This window comes from Paenibacillus sp. FSL K6-3182, from assembly GCF_037976325.1.
GTDB lineage: Bacteria > Bacillota > Bacilli > Paenibacillales > Paenibacillaceae > Pristimantibacillus.
In genome coordinates this window covers 3,062,676-3,080,076 of the sequence record NZ_CP150265.1, presented here as the reverse complement: position 1 = coordinate 3,080,076, position 17,401 = coordinate 3,062,676, and the positions used below count along the sequence as shown (strand labels likewise).

At 44.2% G+C, this 17,401-nt stretch carries 18 protein-coding genes; 3 read left to right on the top strand and 15 right to left on the bottom strand.

Features of this window, described 5'->3' with window-relative positions:
• Positions 1-158: 158 nt before the first annotated feature.
• The 5 genes from MHH56_RS13185 to MHH56_RS13165 form a co-directional block, all read right to left on the bottom strand.
• Positions 159-1,424, bottom strand: coding sequence for an adenosylhomocysteinase (locus MHH56_RS13185; RefSeq protein WP_076268149.1), 1,266 nt, complete (start codon positions 1,422-1,424; stop codon positions 159-161).
• A gap of 20 nt (positions 1,425-1,444) precedes the next feature.
• Positions 1,445-3,085, bottom strand: coding sequence for a bacillithiol biosynthesis cysteine-adding enzyme BshC (gene bshC, locus MHH56_RS13180; RefSeq protein ID WP_339208711.1), 1,641 nt, complete (start codon positions 3,083-3,085; stop codon positions 1,445-1,447).
• A 148-nt stretch (positions 3,086-3,233) separates the two neighbouring features.
• Positions 3,234-3,629 (bottom strand): DUF3397 domain-containing protein, encoded by a 396-nt coding sequence (locus tag MHH56_RS13175; RefSeq protein ID WP_339208710.1) that lies wholly within the window; start codon positions 3,627-3,629, stop codon positions 3,234-3,236.
• Between the two features lie 6 nt (positions 3,630-3,635).
• Positions 3,636-4,637: a 2-dehydropantoate 2-reductase gene (locus tag MHH56_RS13170; RefSeq protein WP_339208709.1), complete on the bottom strand. Its 1,002-nt coding sequence runs from the start codon at positions 4,635-4,637 to the stop codon at positions 3,636-3,638.
• A gap of 178 nt (positions 4,638-4,815) precedes the next feature.
• Positions 4,816-5,466, bottom strand: a complete 651-nt coding sequence (locus tag MHH56_RS13165) for an RsfA family transcriptional regulator (protein ID WP_076268145.1) — start codon at positions 5,464-5,466, stop codon at positions 4,816-4,818.
• A gap of 276 nt (positions 5,467-5,742) precedes the next feature.
• Here MHH56_RS13165 and MHH56_RS13160 point away from each other — a divergent pair, with 276 nt between their 5' ends.
• Complete coding sequence (locus tag MHH56_RS13160) at positions 5,743-5,979, top strand: DUF2626 domain-containing protein (RefSeq protein ID WP_053375484.1); 237 nt, start codon at positions 5,743-5,745, stop codon at positions 5,977-5,979.
• Between the two features lie 185 nt (positions 5,980-6,164).
• Here MHH56_RS13160 and MHH56_RS13155 read toward each other — a convergent pair whose 3' ends face one another.
• Entirely contained in the window at positions 6,165-7,319 is a 1,155-nt protein-coding gene (locus MHH56_RS13155) for an SAM-dependent methyltransferase (protein WP_339208708.1), read from the bottom strand.
• A gap of 73 nt (positions 7,320-7,392) precedes the next feature.
• On the opposite strand from MHH56_RS13155, the gene MHH56_RS13150 reads away from it, so the two are divergent.
• Entirely contained in the window at positions 7,393-8,499 is a 1,107-nt protein-coding gene (locus tag MHH56_RS13150) for a hypothetical protein (RefSeq protein ID WP_339208707.1), read from the top strand.
• Between the two features lie 75 nt (positions 8,500-8,574).
• Here MHH56_RS13150 and MHH56_RS13145 read toward each other — a convergent pair whose 3' ends face one another.
• The gene (locus MHH56_RS13145; protein ID WP_339208706.1) at positions 8,575-9,846 is read right to left on the bottom strand and encodes an extracellular solute-binding protein; all 1,272 of its coding nucleotides are present in this window, start codon (positions 9,844-9,846) and stop codon (positions 8,575-8,577) included.
• A gap of 140 nt (positions 9,847-9,986) precedes the next feature.
• A complete protein-coding gene (locus MHH56_RS13140) occupies positions 9,987-11,318 on the bottom strand; it encodes a PhoH family protein (RefSeq protein ID WP_076268141.1) in 1,332 nt (443 codons plus the stop codon).
• 118 nt (positions 11,319-11,436) lie between these two features.
• Here MHH56_RS13140 and MHH56_RS13135 point away from each other — a divergent pair, with 118 nt between their 5' ends.
• Entirely contained in the window at positions 11,437-11,973 is a 537-nt protein-coding gene (locus MHH56_RS13135) for a YhcN/YlaJ family sporulation lipoprotein (RefSeq protein ID WP_339208704.1), read from the top strand.
• Positions 11,974-12,012: 39 nt separating this feature from the next.
• Here the strand turns inward: MHH56_RS13135 and MHH56_RS13130 are convergent, their stop codons facing one another.
• From MHH56_RS13130 to MHH56_RS13100, 7 genes are all read right to left on the bottom strand, one after another.
• Complete coding sequence (locus tag MHH56_RS13130; RefSeq protein WP_339208703.1) at positions 12,013-12,255, bottom strand: hypothetical protein; 243 nt, start codon at positions 12,253-12,255, stop codon at positions 12,013-12,015.
• An 81-nt stretch (positions 12,256-12,336) separates the two neighbouring features.
• Positions 12,337-13,386, bottom strand: a complete 1,050-nt coding sequence (locus tag MHH56_RS13125) for an LCP family protein (protein ID WP_076268138.1) — start codon at positions 13,384-13,386, stop codon at positions 12,337-12,339.
• A 17-nt stretch (positions 13,387-13,403) separates the two neighbouring features.
• The gene (locus MHH56_RS13120; protein WP_339208701.1) at positions 13,404-13,676 is read right to left on the bottom strand and encodes a hypothetical protein; all 273 of its coding nucleotides are present in this window, start codon (positions 13,674-13,676) and stop codon (positions 13,404-13,406) included.
• Positions 13,673-13,984: a YlaH-like family protein gene (locus MHH56_RS13115; protein ID WP_339208700.1), complete on the bottom strand. Its 312-nt coding sequence runs from the start codon at positions 13,982-13,984 to the stop codon at positions 13,673-13,675. The genes MHH56_RS13120 and MHH56_RS13115 overlap by 4 nt, the downstream gene beginning before the upstream one ends.
• Positions 13,985-14,163: 179 nt before the next feature.
• Positions 14,164-16,005, bottom strand: coding sequence for a translational GTPase TypA (gene typA / locus MHH56_RS13110; protein ID WP_076268135.1), 1,842 nt, complete (start codon positions 16,003-16,005; stop codon positions 14,164-14,166).
• Positions 16,006-16,044: 39 nt separating this feature from the next.
• Positions 16,045-16,527, bottom strand: a complete 483-nt coding sequence (locus MHH56_RS13105; RefSeq protein ID WP_054027942.1) for a hypothetical protein — start codon at positions 16,525-16,527, stop codon at positions 16,045-16,047.
• A 168-nt stretch (positions 16,528-16,695) separates the two neighbouring features.
• A complete protein-coding gene (locus MHH56_RS13100; protein ID WP_076268134.1) occupies positions 16,696-17,358 on the bottom strand; it encodes a TerC family protein in 663 nt (220 codons plus the stop codon).
• Positions 17,359-17,401: the final 43 nt, after the last annotated feature.

Genomic DNA, 17,401 nt, shown 5'->3' with positions numbered 1-17,401 from the left:
CTTTTATTTACCTCTAGACGAAATCTGGGAATAAAAGGTTACAACTTTGTCCATCAAAACCCGAACATCCGCCGGATCTAATCATTGATGTAAACGTATCAATTGCTTCTTTTATTTCTACAAAAAAAGCCGCGATTGCTCGCGGCTTATTCAATGCTCTATTCTGTTTCTTTCCAGCTGTCCAAATATGCCGATTGCTCCGCAGTCAGTTGATCAATGCCAAAGCCTAGAGATTGCAGCTTCAATCTCGCTACCTGCTCATCGAGCTCATAAGGAACATTGACTACTTTGCTGCCAATCGCTTTGTACTGCTCATTTACATATTTCAGTGCAACAGCTTGCAGTGCAAACGTCATATCCATAATTTCTGCAGGATGACCATCGCCAGCAGCCAAATTAACAAGGCGGCCTTCTGCCAGCAAGTAAATGCTGCGTCCATCCTCCAGTTTATATTCTTCAATGTTGCGGCGAACGGTCCTTACGCTTGAAGATAATGCTGCAAGTTCTGGTTTGTTTGCTTCGACGTCAAAGTGACCTGCGTTGGAAATGATCGCCCCATCCTTCATCACCTTGTAATGCTCTCCGCGAATAACATCGCGATTCCCGGTAACCGTTACGAAAAACTCACCAACCTTAGCCGCTTCGATCATAGGCATTACCGCGAAACCGTCCATATAAGCTTCGACCGCTTTAATCGCATCGATCTCAGTTACGACAACATTTGCGCCAAGACCTTTCGCACGCATGGCTACTCCTTTTCCGCACCAGCCATAACCGACAACAACGACGGTCTTGCCCGCAACCATCAAATTCGTTGTGCGATTAATACCGTCCCATACGGATTGCCCTGTACCATAGCGGTTATCAAAAAGATGCTTGCAATATGCATCGTTAACTGCGACCATAGGGAATTTCAGTGAACCGTCTTTCTCCATCGCTTTCAATCGAATAATGCCTGTCGTTGTTTCTTCCGCGCCGCCGCGCAGATTCTCGCCAAACTCTGGATGCTCCGAATTTAGAATCGTTGCAAGATCGCCGCCATCATCAATGATAAGATCAGGCTTCCACTCCAGCGCTTTAATATTAAGTGCTTTAAATTCTTCAGCACTTGGATTATATTTGGCAAATACAGTAATGCCATCCTCAACGAGAGCGGCACAAACATCATCTTGTGTTGATAGCGGGTTGCTGCCTGTTATAGTAACATCTGCACCGCCCGCCTTAACAACCTTAGCCAAATAAGCGGTTTTCGCTTCCAAATGAAGAGCGATTGTAACTTTCAGTCCTTTAAAAGGCTGTTCCTTTTCAAATTGCTCGCGAATCGTATTCAATACCGGCATATGCGCAGCTACCCAATCAATTTTCAAACGGCCTTCAGGTGCCAATGATAGATCGGCTACGATGCTTTTATTTGCTGTACTCATTCCATTTGCCTCCTCATATTTCATAAATAAACGATTTCATGTCCACCAGTACGGCTAAATGGCGCTTCAAGCAGCTTATCGAGCCAAATCAGGCTGTAACGATTCCAATAGGCTGCCATATTAAGCACTCGCTCTTGTGGCTTGTTCTGCGGGTTAATCGACAGGTGGATACGATCAAGCTGACGTGTGGATGCTTCAAATTGTTTGTTGAAGGCATCTACCGTTTTTGAGCCCATGTAGTTGATTTGCTCTACTATTTTTTGCAAATTCGTATCCCCAAGCTTAGAGAGCGATGGTTGAACGGAAGTTGCAAGCTCAAGAAGCGGTTTATATAGCTGTTCAAACGTATCTCTTGCTTCGGCAAACTGCTGTTCAATGGACAAGCCATCTTGTGCCTTCAGCCATTTCCCTTTGCTCTCTTCGAAATGTTCCATAACATCCTCAAAGGAAAGCTCATACTTATCCATGTGCTTGGCAACTGTTCCTTCAATTAAAGTATAAGACATACGCGGCACGATAATGGGCATTTCCATATTCAGCGTGCGGAATGCTTCTCCAGTTAAAGCCCAATAGGCTATTTCCCCAGGACCAAGCACAGTCGCAAGAACAGGGAATAAATAATCCTGCATAAGCGGCCGTGTCAGAACGTTATTGCTAAGCTGCTGCGGCTGCTCGTCAGCGATCCGAAGGAGCTGTTCCTCCGTTAGCGACACTTGCTCTTTACGATCTTGGAATTTTCCATCCTTCTTGTGAAGAAGCGTTCTTTCTTCGCCGTTATCCGAGTTGAAGAGAAAAAGATTCGAGCTGCCAGCCGTTACATCCGCCTGAAGACTGTAACCAAGCTCTCTCACCTTATCTGCAGCAGCAGCATAAGCATGCTCTAATTCATCGTTCTTCTCAATCAGCTTCCTGAACATAGGCGCTTCTATACGACGAATATCCTCATGATCGCCATCCATTAATACTAAGCCGTGTTTCCCGAATAAATGACTCAAAATCATTGCAAAAAAATCAGATAATGATTTCGCTTGTTCCGACATTTGGCGCAGTTCCTCTAGCATCACAGGTTTAAACTCCGAATGCGGAAGCGATTGTTCAAGCTCAGCAAGCAGCTCTTCCCATGTTTCTGCTGCAATCATCGTGCGGCTTACAGCTGTACGCGCACCTTCAGGACGCGCAACTGACAACTTGCGAAGCTCCTGCTCCGTTGTAATAACGTAGGCATGGTTCGCTTCATCCCAGTCATGATCTTCACCAGCTACCCAAAATACAGGAACAACCGTCCGCCCCAGCTGCTCACTTGCAGCTTTGGCTGCACCTATGATGGATACCGCTTTATGTATGACAAGCAGCGGACCCGTCCATAAACCAGCTTGCTGACCTCCAACCACGACCGGAGCCCCCTCTGCCATCGCAGAAATGGAAGCAAAAACTTCTGGATCAGCGTTAATCGCTTCATTGTAAGCACGAAGCGCGCGAGCTACTTGAGCTTCATCAGCTCTTACCTCTCCGCTTTGCTCCAAACGATTAAAGCGTTTAACCCAATCTTGATCAACTCCCGCATGATAGCCATATAAAGCTTCAATGCGGTCATCGTTTTGATGTATATAAGCCTCTGTCAAAGGCTGTGCAATAGGCAATGCATAAGTATCTGTTCTCATAGCGCAGCCCGTAACCTCCCGCTTAATAGTCGTTAGTACGACTTCATATTGTAAAACTGAACATTTTAATTGTACACAATGGTGAAGCCGTCCGTCAAAACAAAAACACCTCTGCTCGGGAGAGGCGTTTAGCAATTTATTATTTGAGTTAAGCAGTCAGAAACATTTTTCCGATGCCGATGCACATAAAAACAATGTACAGCACGCTCATGGTAAAAAAACTTAGCCGCCATATCGTCCGAAATATCTTTTTGGCATCCACTGCGCCGCGCTTGCGAAATTGGGCGTTTCCAAGCAATCCTCCGCCAAGCAGCATGAATAGCAATATGCCGTAAATCCCGAATCTGCTGTTAAACAGCTCATCAAACAATACAGCAACGCAGCCAATTAATAAGGCTGTCGTAACATCCATTGCCAATCGGAACGCTTTTTTTCGATCCTGAATATATGCTCCATATCCAAACAAAATGATGGTGAAGGGTATGATTGGAATTACAGCCAAATAAGCATATGCATGTTTGATGCTTTCCCAAATCATTTCCATCGGCCTTCACTCCTTCATAGTCGACTTAAGATTTAGTGCTTTAATCATCGTAACTATTGCTTGGTTTAACGGCGCTTGCAGCCCATTCTTCTCAGCCAGCTGCACGACCCCGCCATTAATGGCATCAATTTCTGTCGCTCTGCCAGCTCTTACGTCACTAAGCATAGAAGAAATATTGCTGCTGGTTTGCCTGCAAACCTTTATAATGAGCTCCCACCCATTCTCCGGCAAGCTCATTCCAGCTTTTATTAACACCAACTCGGTTTCCTCATATAGCGCTTGCATAAGCTTCACGCCGACAGGATGGAGCGGCAGCTGTCCGTTCTCCATATCCAATATTGCCGTCAATGGATTAATGACTGCGTTAATCAGCAGCTTATTAAAAATTCGATCCTCCAAGTCTTTCGACAGAAAAGAGGTAAATCCTGCCGTTTCAAGCAAAGAAATCAACATTTTTTGCGAGTTATCGAGAGAATCATCTTGATTACGCTCATTTTCTCCCCATTCACCAAGCCAAAGCTGTCCCTTCCCCGTATGCTCAACCGAACGAACATCGAGTCGTTTCGCCCCCTCTGTCGTCACCGCTGCAAATAGCGGATAGGTAGGAAGTTTGCTTTTAATTCGCTCTAAATGCCCAATTCCATTTTGCATACATACGACTGCCACAGGCTCTCCAACATAGCTGGCAAGAAGCGAAGCAAGCATATTTAGAAAAGCATCATCCAAATCCGATTGTTTAACGCTCAGCAGCACCCAGCGATAGTCGGCATTCTGTTTTGTGACGTCATAACGTTCTCTATGTTCTGAAACAGACCCGCTCCATAAACTTTTGATACGAATCGATTTCTCATCTGCTCCATCTAGCTCCTTAAGCCTAATGCCTTGATTAGCAAGCACATCAGCCTGTTCCTCACTGCGCGTCCAAATCGTAACATCCGCCCCTGCTTCTGCTAGCTTTGCTCCATAGAGCAGTCCTAACGAGCCCCCACCTACTACATCTATCTGCACCTTACACTCCTTCCGACCAGCTGCTGCTCATCAATAATATTAGCAAACATCGTATCAAATTTTCCGAAAATATTGCAACTAATACAAGTTTAGCCGACTAGACTCTTCTATAAAAAAGCGCAAAAGAAAAAGAAGCCGGCCATATCATGGCCAGCTCCTCTTATTTACGCATTATAACCTATTCAATCCGTTCCAAATTGCCATTAGCATCCATCTTGAATCTCGGCTTAGCTTCATCGTCATTCGTTAAAACGGTAAGCCTTCTTGCACGATCCATAATTTGAATAAGTGTCTTGTAATCGTCGTTCACAGCACGGTAATCCGTTTGAACATTGTTAACCTCTTTGGACAATCTCTCATTCTGATCACGCAAACGGTATAGCTCTTCCTCTTTGTCTTTCAGTTCCTTCTCATACCATTTGAGTTGGCGAGTTAAATCCTGATAGGTCGTCTTCCATCCACGGAGAAAACGAATAACAGCATCTACCGATAAACTTTCCTCGATTGCACCACTCTCTTGCTTGAATCCACGTTCTTCCGTTTCAAAAACGGCAATCGATGAAACATGCGGCGTTGCGATAATCGTTTGTTTTTTTAAATAATTACGCTTCTGGCGCTGCTGCTTAGCGATTTGTATTGCATCCTCATACCTTTTGCGAACGCAACTGTTCCAGCGGAATCCACATGCTGCGGATGTACGCCCAATTCGTTCGCCCACTTCTTCAAATGCTGCAAGCTGAGTACTACCTTCGCGAATATGGCGTAGTGTAACCTCGGCGAGAATTAAATCATCGTCCGGACTCCACGCATCTTGTCTAACTGCTGTCATGCAACAAAAACCTCCTAACGTAAAGGCGCTTACTTTATCTCTATGCCCTTGGTAGAGTTCATAGAATCTATTGGATACTAATTTGTATAACCAAATTTTCAATTACTCATACATGTTAGCTCTTATATTTGAGCAAACTATATCTAAGTCAACAGGAGTTAATTAGATGCAAACAAAAAATTTGCGATTTCTTCACGTATTTTGGTTTACACTTATTACACCAAACGTTATAATGATCATTAGAAAATCGGGTCGCAGCGAAAGGGGGATGTTATCATGGCACGTATGTATCGGGTACTTGGCTTTTGGACCCTGGTAATCGGACTTATGGCTTTCGCAGGCCATATGACGGAATTTGCGCTATTGTTTTTTGCACAAGCCGTTGCTTTCGTATTTCTAGGCTACTTGAATTTCTCCGAAAGAACTTACATTGTAATGTTCTGGGGATATATGATCATTTCATTCGTGGGTTTCACGTATTGGTCGGTCTTCAAGATGGACTTGCCGTTCTAACAAAGGCGTCAGCGAAATACGCTAAGGCAAGCTTTAATCAAAGCCATGAAAGAACAGCCATTATCTTATATGATAATGGTTCGTTATGCGCTTAAGGTAAGAACAAACAAGAGTACATATGAGTTCTTTTCCTTAAACAAAAAAGTGTCAGCCCCTTTAGGGCTGACACTTTTTTTGTATATCATTCATCCTTTTTCCAAAACCATCACCTTAAACGTCTCACTCATCTGATCGCTTAGCAGCAGCTGCCTAATCGCTCTATTCCTTCGCGCCTCTTTGCTGAAGGGGTCAGTGCTGTTGTGATTTTGAAGCATATCCATTACGCCGTGCTCAATCAAAAATTGTTTTTGTGTCATATAGCTTGCTACGCGAAATCCGCTTTCTTCAGCGGAATGATGTATAAAGGTAAAGGGGACATGTGAAGTAATATCCTGCTCCCCGATTCGACTATACGGATTGGTGTTCGTCTGATGCCGCGAATAACACATAAGTGTACCAAGCATCCGGTGCTCCGCCGCATATTCCTCCGCTTTATGCCCATAATCAATAATAACGACACGTCCCCTAGTCATTACGGCTCCAAGCTTATTAAGGAAATCGACTGCTCCAGCATGCACCTCCGTTTGCTGCCCCTCAAGCAATTGAATATGATCCCGATTAAGCCAATTTGTAATCCGAGTATCGGTAAGCGGCATTTGAACCTCAACGAAGCCACGCTCATCATGATAGGCAACACCTAACTCCATCAGTTCTCCATTCACTAGCTGCACACGGTGTACGGGAAAAGCATCAAACAGCTCGTTTGCGAGCACAATCGTTGGCTGCTTAAGCCAGGTTTCCCCCCAAGCATCATCTGATGATGAAAGCAGCGGTTCTTCACCCGATAAGCTTAAATCTGCAAAGGCATGCCGCGCTGCCTCAGCATGCGCAGGATGATCCTCTATTAGAATTGGCTGCATTTTTCTTTTCCAATCCAAGTCTCGCTCACAACCTGCAGCCGCAATTTGAGCAGACAATCGCCCCGTACCTGCTCCCCACTCGATTAGTTTAAGAGGTTTATCCACTAATGCCGCATAGTCCAGCGCATATTTCGCTAGAACTTCAGCAAGCACCTGCCCAATGCCTGAGCTCGTATAAAAATCACCCTCCTTGCCCACTCTAATTGGCCCTGAAAGGTAATAACCATATTGCGGATCATATAGACATGCCTGCATATATTGAAAAAAAGAGATGCATTTGACTGAACTCCAGCCTCCAGCCTCATCTACAAACTTGCCATACGTTTTTGCACCTGCTATTTTTTCCGCAATGGAGGCTGCGAGCTCGTTTTCCATCATCATAAGGTTCATCCTTTTCCAATTGTAAGATATAATAGAATGGATTGCCGCATAAAATGAATGCTGAGGAGGGACGATGCCGTTGACATTGCCAGCCAGGCGCAATCGATTTTCTATCGCAGCCACTTCGATTCTACTCATCTTCTTGTTCCTGTTTCGGCTTCCCGCTTGGGCTGAGCCTCTGCCGGCTGATGAGGCGGATATGCATGCATTGCTTGAGAAAAGCTTGTCTGTCGTGGAAATCGATAAAGAAATCATCCGCATACAAGAACAGAAGCAGCAGCTCATGCTGACGATGACGGACACGGAGAAGCAGCTGCTCATACAAGAACAGCAAATAGCGGACAAGCAAGAAGAAGCAGGAAATGTGCTGCGCGCTTACTATATGGGAGAACGAGATTTTTTGCTTAGCGCTCTTTTATCGTTCGATTCATTATCGGAGTTGTTTCAAATGCTGGATTATGCCGAAATTATACTTACTCATGACAAGCATACCTTGAATACATATGTCGAGCAATACAAGAAAGTTAAAGTGGGTTATGAGAAGCTTGAAGCTAGGCAGAATGAGCTCAATACGATTGAACAACAGCTCAAAACGCAGAGAGAACGCGTAGTTGCACTAGAGATGCAGCTTGACGAGCAGCTAGCTGGTAGATCAGATGCCGATCGCATACGCATTTTGATGAAGGAGCTTACCTCTTACTGGGAAACAGCAGGAATAGCTGAAGTGAAACAATATTTCCGAGCACTCTCGAAGGCTATGCAGAAGCTGCCAAGCTGGGTACAAGAAAATAAGCAGCTGCTCGAAATAAAAGGTTTTCAATACACCATTCGAGTACCCGAAGATGATTTAAATACATTCCTTCGCGAGCAAAATGATATCTTCAATCATTTCTCTTTTGAATTCATTGATGACAAGGTCATTGCTCAAGGAAAACGCGACAACATGGAAATAAAAATCAGCGGTCATTATACGATCGAAAATGATCCCAAAAACGCCATCCTATTTCATGTCGATGAACTCATATTTAATGGCTTCTCCCTTCCTGACACGACACGCAGTGCGCTCGAGAAGGAATTCGATCTCGGATTTTATCCTGATTTAATCGTTTCGTTTCTTAAAGCGAATGCTGTTGAAATGAAAGACGGAGAACTGACCATCAAACTCAGCCTAAAGTTATAGCTGCTGTCATCATTCATCTATTAAGCAAAAAAAACAGCCTGCCATCATCGCAAAATGAGGCCGGCTGTTTTCATTTTACTCTAAAGCGGCAAGCGACTTCATATAATCAGCCAATCGAAAATTGCCATCGGAAAACATTCCCCATAACTTCTCCCTTTGACGCCATTTCTCAGGCCAAATTGGATCTGAAATCGGGAGATCTTCATCTGCGAGCTTAGTGTTCAGCGCATTTTTCCACCAAGCAGGCGGGATATGAATTTGATCGCTTTGAAGGGAGCTGTTAAACGAATATAATGATGATCTTGCAGGTAAAAAGCCAAATCGGTCATAGGTCATCTGTTGATTCATTAATTCGGTCATTTCCCCAATCCAAAGCATCGCTTCCTCTTCTTCATCGCTGTTGGAGGAAATCGCGTAGCTTCGTCCATTCAACCATGGATAATAGACTTGCTCACGATCAATCGTTAATTTCATTTGCAAATCCTCATTTAAACGCTCGTATTGATTCCAAGGAATTACAGCTGCAAACAGATTATTATTTTGAAACTCCTCTGCTAATTGATTGATTGCATCCACATCGATTCTGCTCAAATTCACTTCCATTTGTTGAAACCATTCCAGCTGCTGAGTCTGCTGCTCACTAAGCGGAAGCAATTTCAACAAGTTGGATGGTTTCGTTTGAAACGCGGCTAACCAAGTTAGCTGCTGCTGCAAATCGCCTGCACTCCAGTTTACAATACTCGCTTGCGGGTGAAGCTCGATCATTTTTGAAGCGGCGGCTTGAAAGGAAGCAAAGTCAGAAGGAGGCTCCTTAAGACCTGTCTCCTTAAGCAGTGCAGAGTTCCAAACGATGATATACGGGTTTAAGTCCTTTGGTACGCCCCATAAATAACCGTTCCATCTGAGCGAATCGAGCAATCCTGTCATTTGATCGGTGAGCGTGTCACCTGTCATCATGCTGTCTGCAGGCTTTAGAAACCCTCGTACAGCAAATGATCTAACCCATCCATTATCTAATAGCATAATATCTGCGGCTTCTCTCTGCTGGCTCTGAAGCGTCCACAGTTCGTATGCTCTTTCCTTATTGGGCTCATTTGAAAGCTCAACTTGAATATGAGGGTATTTCATCATAAAATTCCGGTTTAATTCCTGCAGCTGTTGATATTGCATGTTCGGCAAGGAAACGCTTACAGTAATGTCAGACAGCTGATCAACAACTAGAGTACCGGGAGCGGGTTGAACATTTGTTTTCCCGTCAGGTTTTCCAGTGCTTGCAGGGTTTGCATTTCGTGAGAATGGGATAAGTAATAATGCTGCTAACAGTAATGTGCCGAATAAAACCAGCACGTATTTTCTGGGAGTCACAGCCTTCTTCCTTTCATCCTTAAATCTACTAAAAATAGGATAACAATAATTTGTTTTTTTGTCCAAAAAACCTTATATTTTTGCAAATAAAAAAAGCCCCTCTCCAGAGAGGGGCACAATCGTTATAGTAAATCCGCTGCCAATTGGGCTAGCTTGGAGCGTTCGCCTTTCTCAAGCGTCATATGGCCGCTGATGCCTTCTGCTTTGAAGCGCTCCACAATATGAGTCAAACCATTGCTTATCGAATCCAGATAAGGATGATCTATTTGCTCGGGATCTCCCATAAGAACGATTTTACTTCCTTCACCGACCCTTGAAACAATCGTTTTCACCTCATGTTTCGTAAGGTTCTGTGCTTCATCAATAATAATGAATTGCCCGGGAATAGATCGGCCGCGAATGTAAGTTAAAGCCTCGACCTGAATGCTGCCCATTCCCATCAATATTTTATCAATGTCGCCTGATTTCTTCGTATCGAATAAATACTCCAAATTATCATAAATCGGCTGCATCCATGGCCGCAGCTTCTCTTCCTTCTCGCCTGGCAAATATCCGATATCTTTCCCCATAGGTACGACAGGCCTTGCGATTAGCAGCTTTTTGTATTTATGCTCATCCTCCGTCTTCAGAAGACCCGCTGCCAGCGCGAGAAGCGTCTTACCCGTACCAGCCTTGCCGGTAAGTGTTACGAGCGGCACATCGTCATTTAGAAGCAGCTCAAGCGCCATGCGCTGCTGAGCATTGCGAGCGGTTATTCCCCAAACCGGATCATTGCTTAAAAATAAAGGCTCAAGCCTTGCCCCGTCTTGGCTAACCTTAAGCAGCGCTGACTTCGATGTTCCCATTTCATCGCGCAAAATCACAAATTCATTCGGATTTAATCGAATATTCAAGTGCATGTTGTTAACTGTAAGGAAGCGATAAGTGTAAAACTCGTCTATGACTGCAGGATGAACATAAAGCGTCATATAGCCCGAATAAAACTCCGACGAAACAACAACCCGATCAGATAAATAATCTTGAGCCTGCAAGCCTAGAACATCAGCTTTGATACGAACGAGTACATCCTTGCTAACTAATACGATACTTTGTTTCTCCGGCTCATTTTCCTGTTCTATATGGTAATTCAGCGCAACCGCCAAAATCCGATTATCGTTGGACATTTCCCCAAACATTTCTTGTACTCGCATGAAGCTGCGGTGATTTAATTCTACCTTGAGCAAGCCGCCGCTAGGCAGTTCAATCCCTTCATGCAAGTGGCCTATTTCTCTCATCTTATCGAGCAGACGCGAGATCGAACGCGCATTTCGTCCTAATTCATCAGCCAACCTCTTCTTTGAATCAATTTCTTCCAACACAACCGCGGGAATTATGACTTCATTATCATCGAAAGCAAAAATCGCTTGCGGATCATGAAGCAGCACATTTGTATCGAGCACGAATATTTTTTTCATGAGAACCCTCCCGGTGTTGGATATTCATTAGAGGCCATACATAGCATATCGCTGCTGCGGGTAAACTATGGCGGACAGGTGACTATCAGCTTTTCATCGAGAAAAAGAGGTGTCAAACATGTACAAATGGCTTACTTCTGCGATCATTGTTGCGATTGTTGCGACAGGTTGCAGCACCGTCGCACGTAATGAAACATCACCCTCTCCACGAAATGATGGCCGTGTCCATACGCAGCAAACCGAGCCAAGGAAAAAAGAAATTAAAAACTCGGAACAGGTTGCGGTACATCTGGAGCAGTTGGCCAAAGGAATTGACGGAGTTACGAACGCGCACTGTGTCGTGTTCGGGAATACTGCAATTGTTGGCATCGATGTAGACGCCAAGATGGAGCGTTCTAGAGTCGGTACAATCAAATATGCCGTAGCCGAAGCATTCCGTAAAGATCCATACGGTATAGATGCACTCGTGACTGCAGATATCGATATGTCCCAGAGAATCAATGAAATCGGCGCCGATATTAGACGTGGCAAACCGATATCTGGCTTTGCCGAGGAGATGGCCGATATTATCGGCAGAGTAATTCCACAAATGCCGCGTGATGTCATCCCTCAGGAACTCGAGAAACAAGCCCCAAAAATAAATAAGAAATTGTAAAGGCATCCCTGAAGACACAAAAAGCCTAGTGAGCAATCACTAGGCTTTCTTCACAGCTGCGAGAACCTGTACAACAAAGGTGTTCGCAGCAATATTCATATTCGGTTCCTCGCACGCAAGGGTAGTGGACAAGCTTACGACGTCGTCGTTCGCACTGAGCCCATCAGAAAAGTTCAAGGCCAGTCCGTCAGAAACCGCATCAATTCTGTGCATTAGAACGATAGATTGCTTATGCAAAACTTCGATCGGTAGCTCGGATACTAAGGATACGGTATTGGTCATTCGCATGACCTCCTTTTGAACAGATTTCAAAAATGGCCTCTGTAGATTTATTATAGCTATAATATTAGCTATAGTCTACGGTTATTCAGCCATTTTTGCTTGAAGTGCAGCCCGAGCTTCCTTAAGCTTTTCTTCGTCCATATAAACATAAGGACTTCTCCAAGTTCCTTCAAGAGGGATGAATGTAATATCATTGCGGCTTAAACCCAAATAAGTAGTCATCATATTTTTTATTTCTTTGGAAGGCATATCCAGCGTCAAGTTTTTGCCGACTGCTTGCATGACGGACCCAATCTTCGTAACGCCGTCAAATGATTTCATCTTGTCTGTTAGTGCTCCGATAACTTGGCTTTGACGTGCATTGCGCTCAAAGTCGCTTGACATGTTTTTCCCATTATTTGATTTCCGGTAACGAACAAAGTCGAGTGCTTTCTCACCGCTTAGCGTTTGAACGCCTGGTTCCAAATCGATATTTGTACCATCAGCAGAGTCCTTATATTTCATTCGCTTATCTACATCCACTGACACGCCGCCAAGCGCATCAACCACATCAGCGAATCCTTGGAAATTAATAACTGCAGAGTATTTAATGTCGATGTCGAACAGCTTGCTCATGACGTTGCGCACTTCTTGCTTCGCATCTGCATACGCTGCTTCTTTGCTTAATTTCTTCTTATTGAGCGCATTCATATAGAAATCAGCATAAAAGCTATTGGCTTTGCGAGCTCGATACCCTTCGATATCAATGTTAGTATCCCGAGGAATGGTAACGATAGTAGCGCTCTTCGAATTCGGATTAAATACAGCGACCATCATAACGTCTGTATTCAAACCTCCTCCATGAGCACGAGCATCGATCCCCATCAGAAGCATGGCAACTGCCTTCTCATTTACCGCTTCTCCAGGCGGTATAACAACCTCTTCATCAACTGGCGATGAAATTTCATCAATGGCTTTATCCGCTTGCAAGACCAAATAAGTTAAACCCGCAGCTACGATCAGAAGTATTGAAAATAGCAATGTGAAAAAGATTTTCATTGCCGAACGTTTTTTTCGCGGCTTCTGCTTTTTTGGTTTTGCTGGTGGACGAGAGCCCGTTCTTGGTGGTAATGCTGTTGATCCTTTACTCATATGATCCACCTTCAAGTTCAGTTGTATTTGGGATTGGATTCAATATCCGTCAAGAGCTGTTCACCCAGCTCACGAGGATAAAGCTGAAGTTTGGTACGGCCATCCTTCTCGTATTTCACATGAACCATCGTATCATCTGTCTTCGTAATTACAAATTCCGTCAACCCATGATCCTCCGTCAATATTTGCTCAAAAAACGATAGTGTCTCAAATGCTGCATTGTCATCGGGACGAGCATCAGCAACCAGCTTGATTTGAAGCCAGTTGAATAGTGCGTCCTCGAACTTCATTTGCCGGATTCCGCATTTGGAGATTGACTGTCATTTGGTTTGTTGCCCTTCCATTTGTCGTACAATTGACGACCACGGAGCATAAGCATCATAAGAACGGCTACTCCCATACATTGAATGATTGGCAGCTTGTCCACCTGCAAAATCATTAGAACGAAAGAGCCGAAGGCAATCAATGTATACACTAAAATTTCTTTAAATAACGGAAGCTTCTGCTGTGCACGAAATACTTTATTGAATATGTATATCGTAAAACCCAGAATGATTAAATAAGAGACTAGCTTATGATCGCTTAACCATGCTTGCATATCGTATTCCTCCTTCATTCATTGTAAACGGCTTTCGCCGTGCTTTAGTTGCACAGTAGGCATTACACTGTGAAATATAAGTGGGATTATAAGTTAAGCAACTTATAATCCCACTTATATTTTAAAGAAAACGTAAGGCTTTGCAGAGCAAAACCTTACGTTCATTTAGAAAACTAATCTTACACGCTTGCTTGCGCATTTTTACGGTTTTTGTCCGCACGTTCGCGCTCGCTTTTGTTCAAAATTTTCTTGCGAAGACGAATCGTCTTCGGTGTAATTTCACAGAACTCATCATCATTCAAGTACTCAAGCGCTTGCTCAAGTGAGAATAGACGCGGGCTCTTCAATGTTACGGTATCGTCTTTACCTGCTGAACGAATGTTGTTCAGTTGTTTTACTTTACAGATGTTTACGATGATGTCGTTCTCGCGAGTGTGCTCGCCAACGATCATACCTTCATAAATTTCTGTACCTGGCTCCAAGAACTGAATACCGCGATCCTCTACGCCCATCATACCGTAGAATGTTGATACACCATTTTCACTTGCAACAAGAACGCCTTGGCGACGGCCGCCTACACCAGCGCCAGCTAGAGGTCCATAGCTGTCAAAAGCGTTGTTCATAATGCCGTAGCCGCGTGTCAACGTCAAAAATTGTGTACGGTAACCAATCAAGCCGCGAGCAGGGATTTTGAATTCTAGACGCACTTGGCCGTTGCCGTTGTTGATCATGTTGATCATTTCTGCTTTACGAGTTCCTAGGCTCTCCATTACTGCGCCCATGCTCTCTTCAGGCAAATCAATAAGAAGACGCTCGTAAGGCTCTACTTTCGAACCATCGATTTCCTTAATGATTACTTCAGGCTTGGATACTTGAAGCTCGAAACCTTCACGACGCATGTTCTCGATAAGAATACCAAGGTGAAGCTCACCGCGACCTGAAACGACAAAAGCATCAGGGCTGTCTGTTTCGTCAACGCGAAGTGCTACGTCTGTCTCAAGCTCTTTGAATAGACGCTCACGAAGTTTACGGGAAGTTACCCATTTTCCTTCACGGCCTGCAAACGGGCTGTTATTAACGAGGAAAGTCATTTGAAGTGTTGGCTCATCGATTTTTAGAACCGGCAACGCTTCTGGATTTTGTGGATCTGCAATGGTTTCTCCGATGTTGATTTCACGAATACCAGCAATCGCAACGATATCGCCCGCTCCTGCTTCTTCGATCTCAACACGCTTCAAACCAACGAAACCAAACAGTTTCTCAATTCTTGCTTGCTTAACTCCGCCTTCACGAGTCATAACAGCAACGGATTGCCCTTGTTTAATCATGCCGCGGTTAACACGACCGATTGCAATACGGCCAAGGTATTCGTTGTAATCAAGCAAAGTTACAAGGAATTGCAATGGCTGTTCTGTATCTTCAGTTGGGGACGGGATGTTGCTTACGATTGTTTCGTAAAGTGCTTCCATGTTCTCATCTTGTTTTTCTGGGTCAAGGCTTGAAGTACCCATCAATGCAGATGCATAAACTACTGGGAACTCAAGTTGAGCGTCATTTGCACCTAGTTCAATAAACAGGTCAAGAACCTCATCTACAACTTCTTGAGGTCTTGCATTTGGACGGTCAATTTTGTTAACTACTACGATTGGCGTTTGGTTTGACTCAAGCGCTTTGCGCAAAACGAATTTCGTTTGCGGCATACAGCCTTCAAATGCATCAACAACCAAAAGAACGCCGTCAACCATTTTCATGATACGCTCAACTTCGCCGCCGAAGTCAGCATGTCCAGGTGTATCAACAATGTTGATCAAGTAGTCTTTGTAATTGATTGCTGTGTTTTTTGCCAAAATCGTAATACCGCGTTCACGCTCAATGTCATTTGAGTCCATTGCGCGCTCTTGCACTGCTTCATGGTCGCGGAACGTGCCTGATTGTTGTAGCAGTTTGTCAACCAATGTCGTTTTACCATGGTCAACGTGGGCAATAATTGCGATATTCCGTAATTTCTCTCTTGCTTGCATAACTTGTAATCCACTCCAATTGTTTTTTATTTAAATCTTTTACCAACGCTTGCGTTTGCTTAGCATCATCCAAACACCTGCTGCAATTAACGCAACAGCAATCGCATAAATCCCCCAGCTCCACAAAAGCACAAGAATGACAAACACAGCCGATGCGGCAGCAAGCGCAATCGATGCCGTGAGTACAACACGCGGTCTGGATGAACCGAACAAATAATATTCGTAAAGACCAGCTGCCACTCCAAAGATAAACAGCGGCCACAAATATTTCATACTATCCCATCCAAAAAGGTTGCAAACGACAAACAGCAGGGCATATACGACGAGCATTCCGCCTGGGACGAGCACGACCGCCGGAACTAATCTGCCGAAGTAGAGAACATGCAGAAGCACGCCGGGAATTAAGACGAGCAGCGGCCAGAAGATTGCGCCCAGAAAGCTGAATACACCTAACTTGCCCAACAAAATAACGACCCCGGCTAACAGCAAAATGATTCCAGCGGAATATTTGTTATTAGGCATTCGCGTTCCGCTCCTTACAGCGCCTTTCGCATATGTTGACGAAAGACGACAGTTTTTATCTATATTAGTTTATAGGAACTGAGGCAAAAATACCAGTACGTTGCGAGGGTCTTAACAAAAAAAAAACCGTCCCGCATTATTTTGCGTGAACGGAGCGCGTCATAATCCTTATAAAACAGCCTTTTTTTTGACAATTGCGAGTACAATGACAAGCGGAACACAGAGCAAAGGAATGGCTTCAGCAAGCGTTTTTGACCCATGAAACAGCAAATCATTCATGCCAGGGTCATGCATTAGCATTCCACCTGCAGCATAAGCGAGTAAAGCTGCCCCAATATAGGAAAGAGCAGGAAATTTCTGAAGGAGCGTTCCCAGCATTTGGCTTCCCCAAATAATCATAGGTATGCTGAGCGCAATTCCGAGCAAAATAAGTACAATATCTCCATCTGCTACCGCTGCAATAGCGAGAACATTATCAAGACTCATAATGAAATCAGCTACAACAATTGTCCATATCGCTTGACCAATCGTTTTTGCTTTTTTCACCGTATGCATATCTTGATTGCCGCCTGCCTCTGCAAGCAGCTTAACCGCTATGTAAAACAATAGCAAAGCTCCTACGGCTTGTAAAAAAGGCACCTGAAGCAGTTTAATCGCTACGACGGTCAATACGCATCTTAAGCCTACAGCAGCCATTGCACCCCACCATACAGCCCGTTTACGCTGCTCTGGCGGAAGTTGGCCGCTAGCCATTGCAATCACAATGGCGTTATCTCCGCTCAGCAATACATTAATTAAGACGATTTCGATAAATATAATCAGGCTGTCCAAGTCACATCCCCCCTCTAATCAGCTGTATGAACAAGCTGTGAGG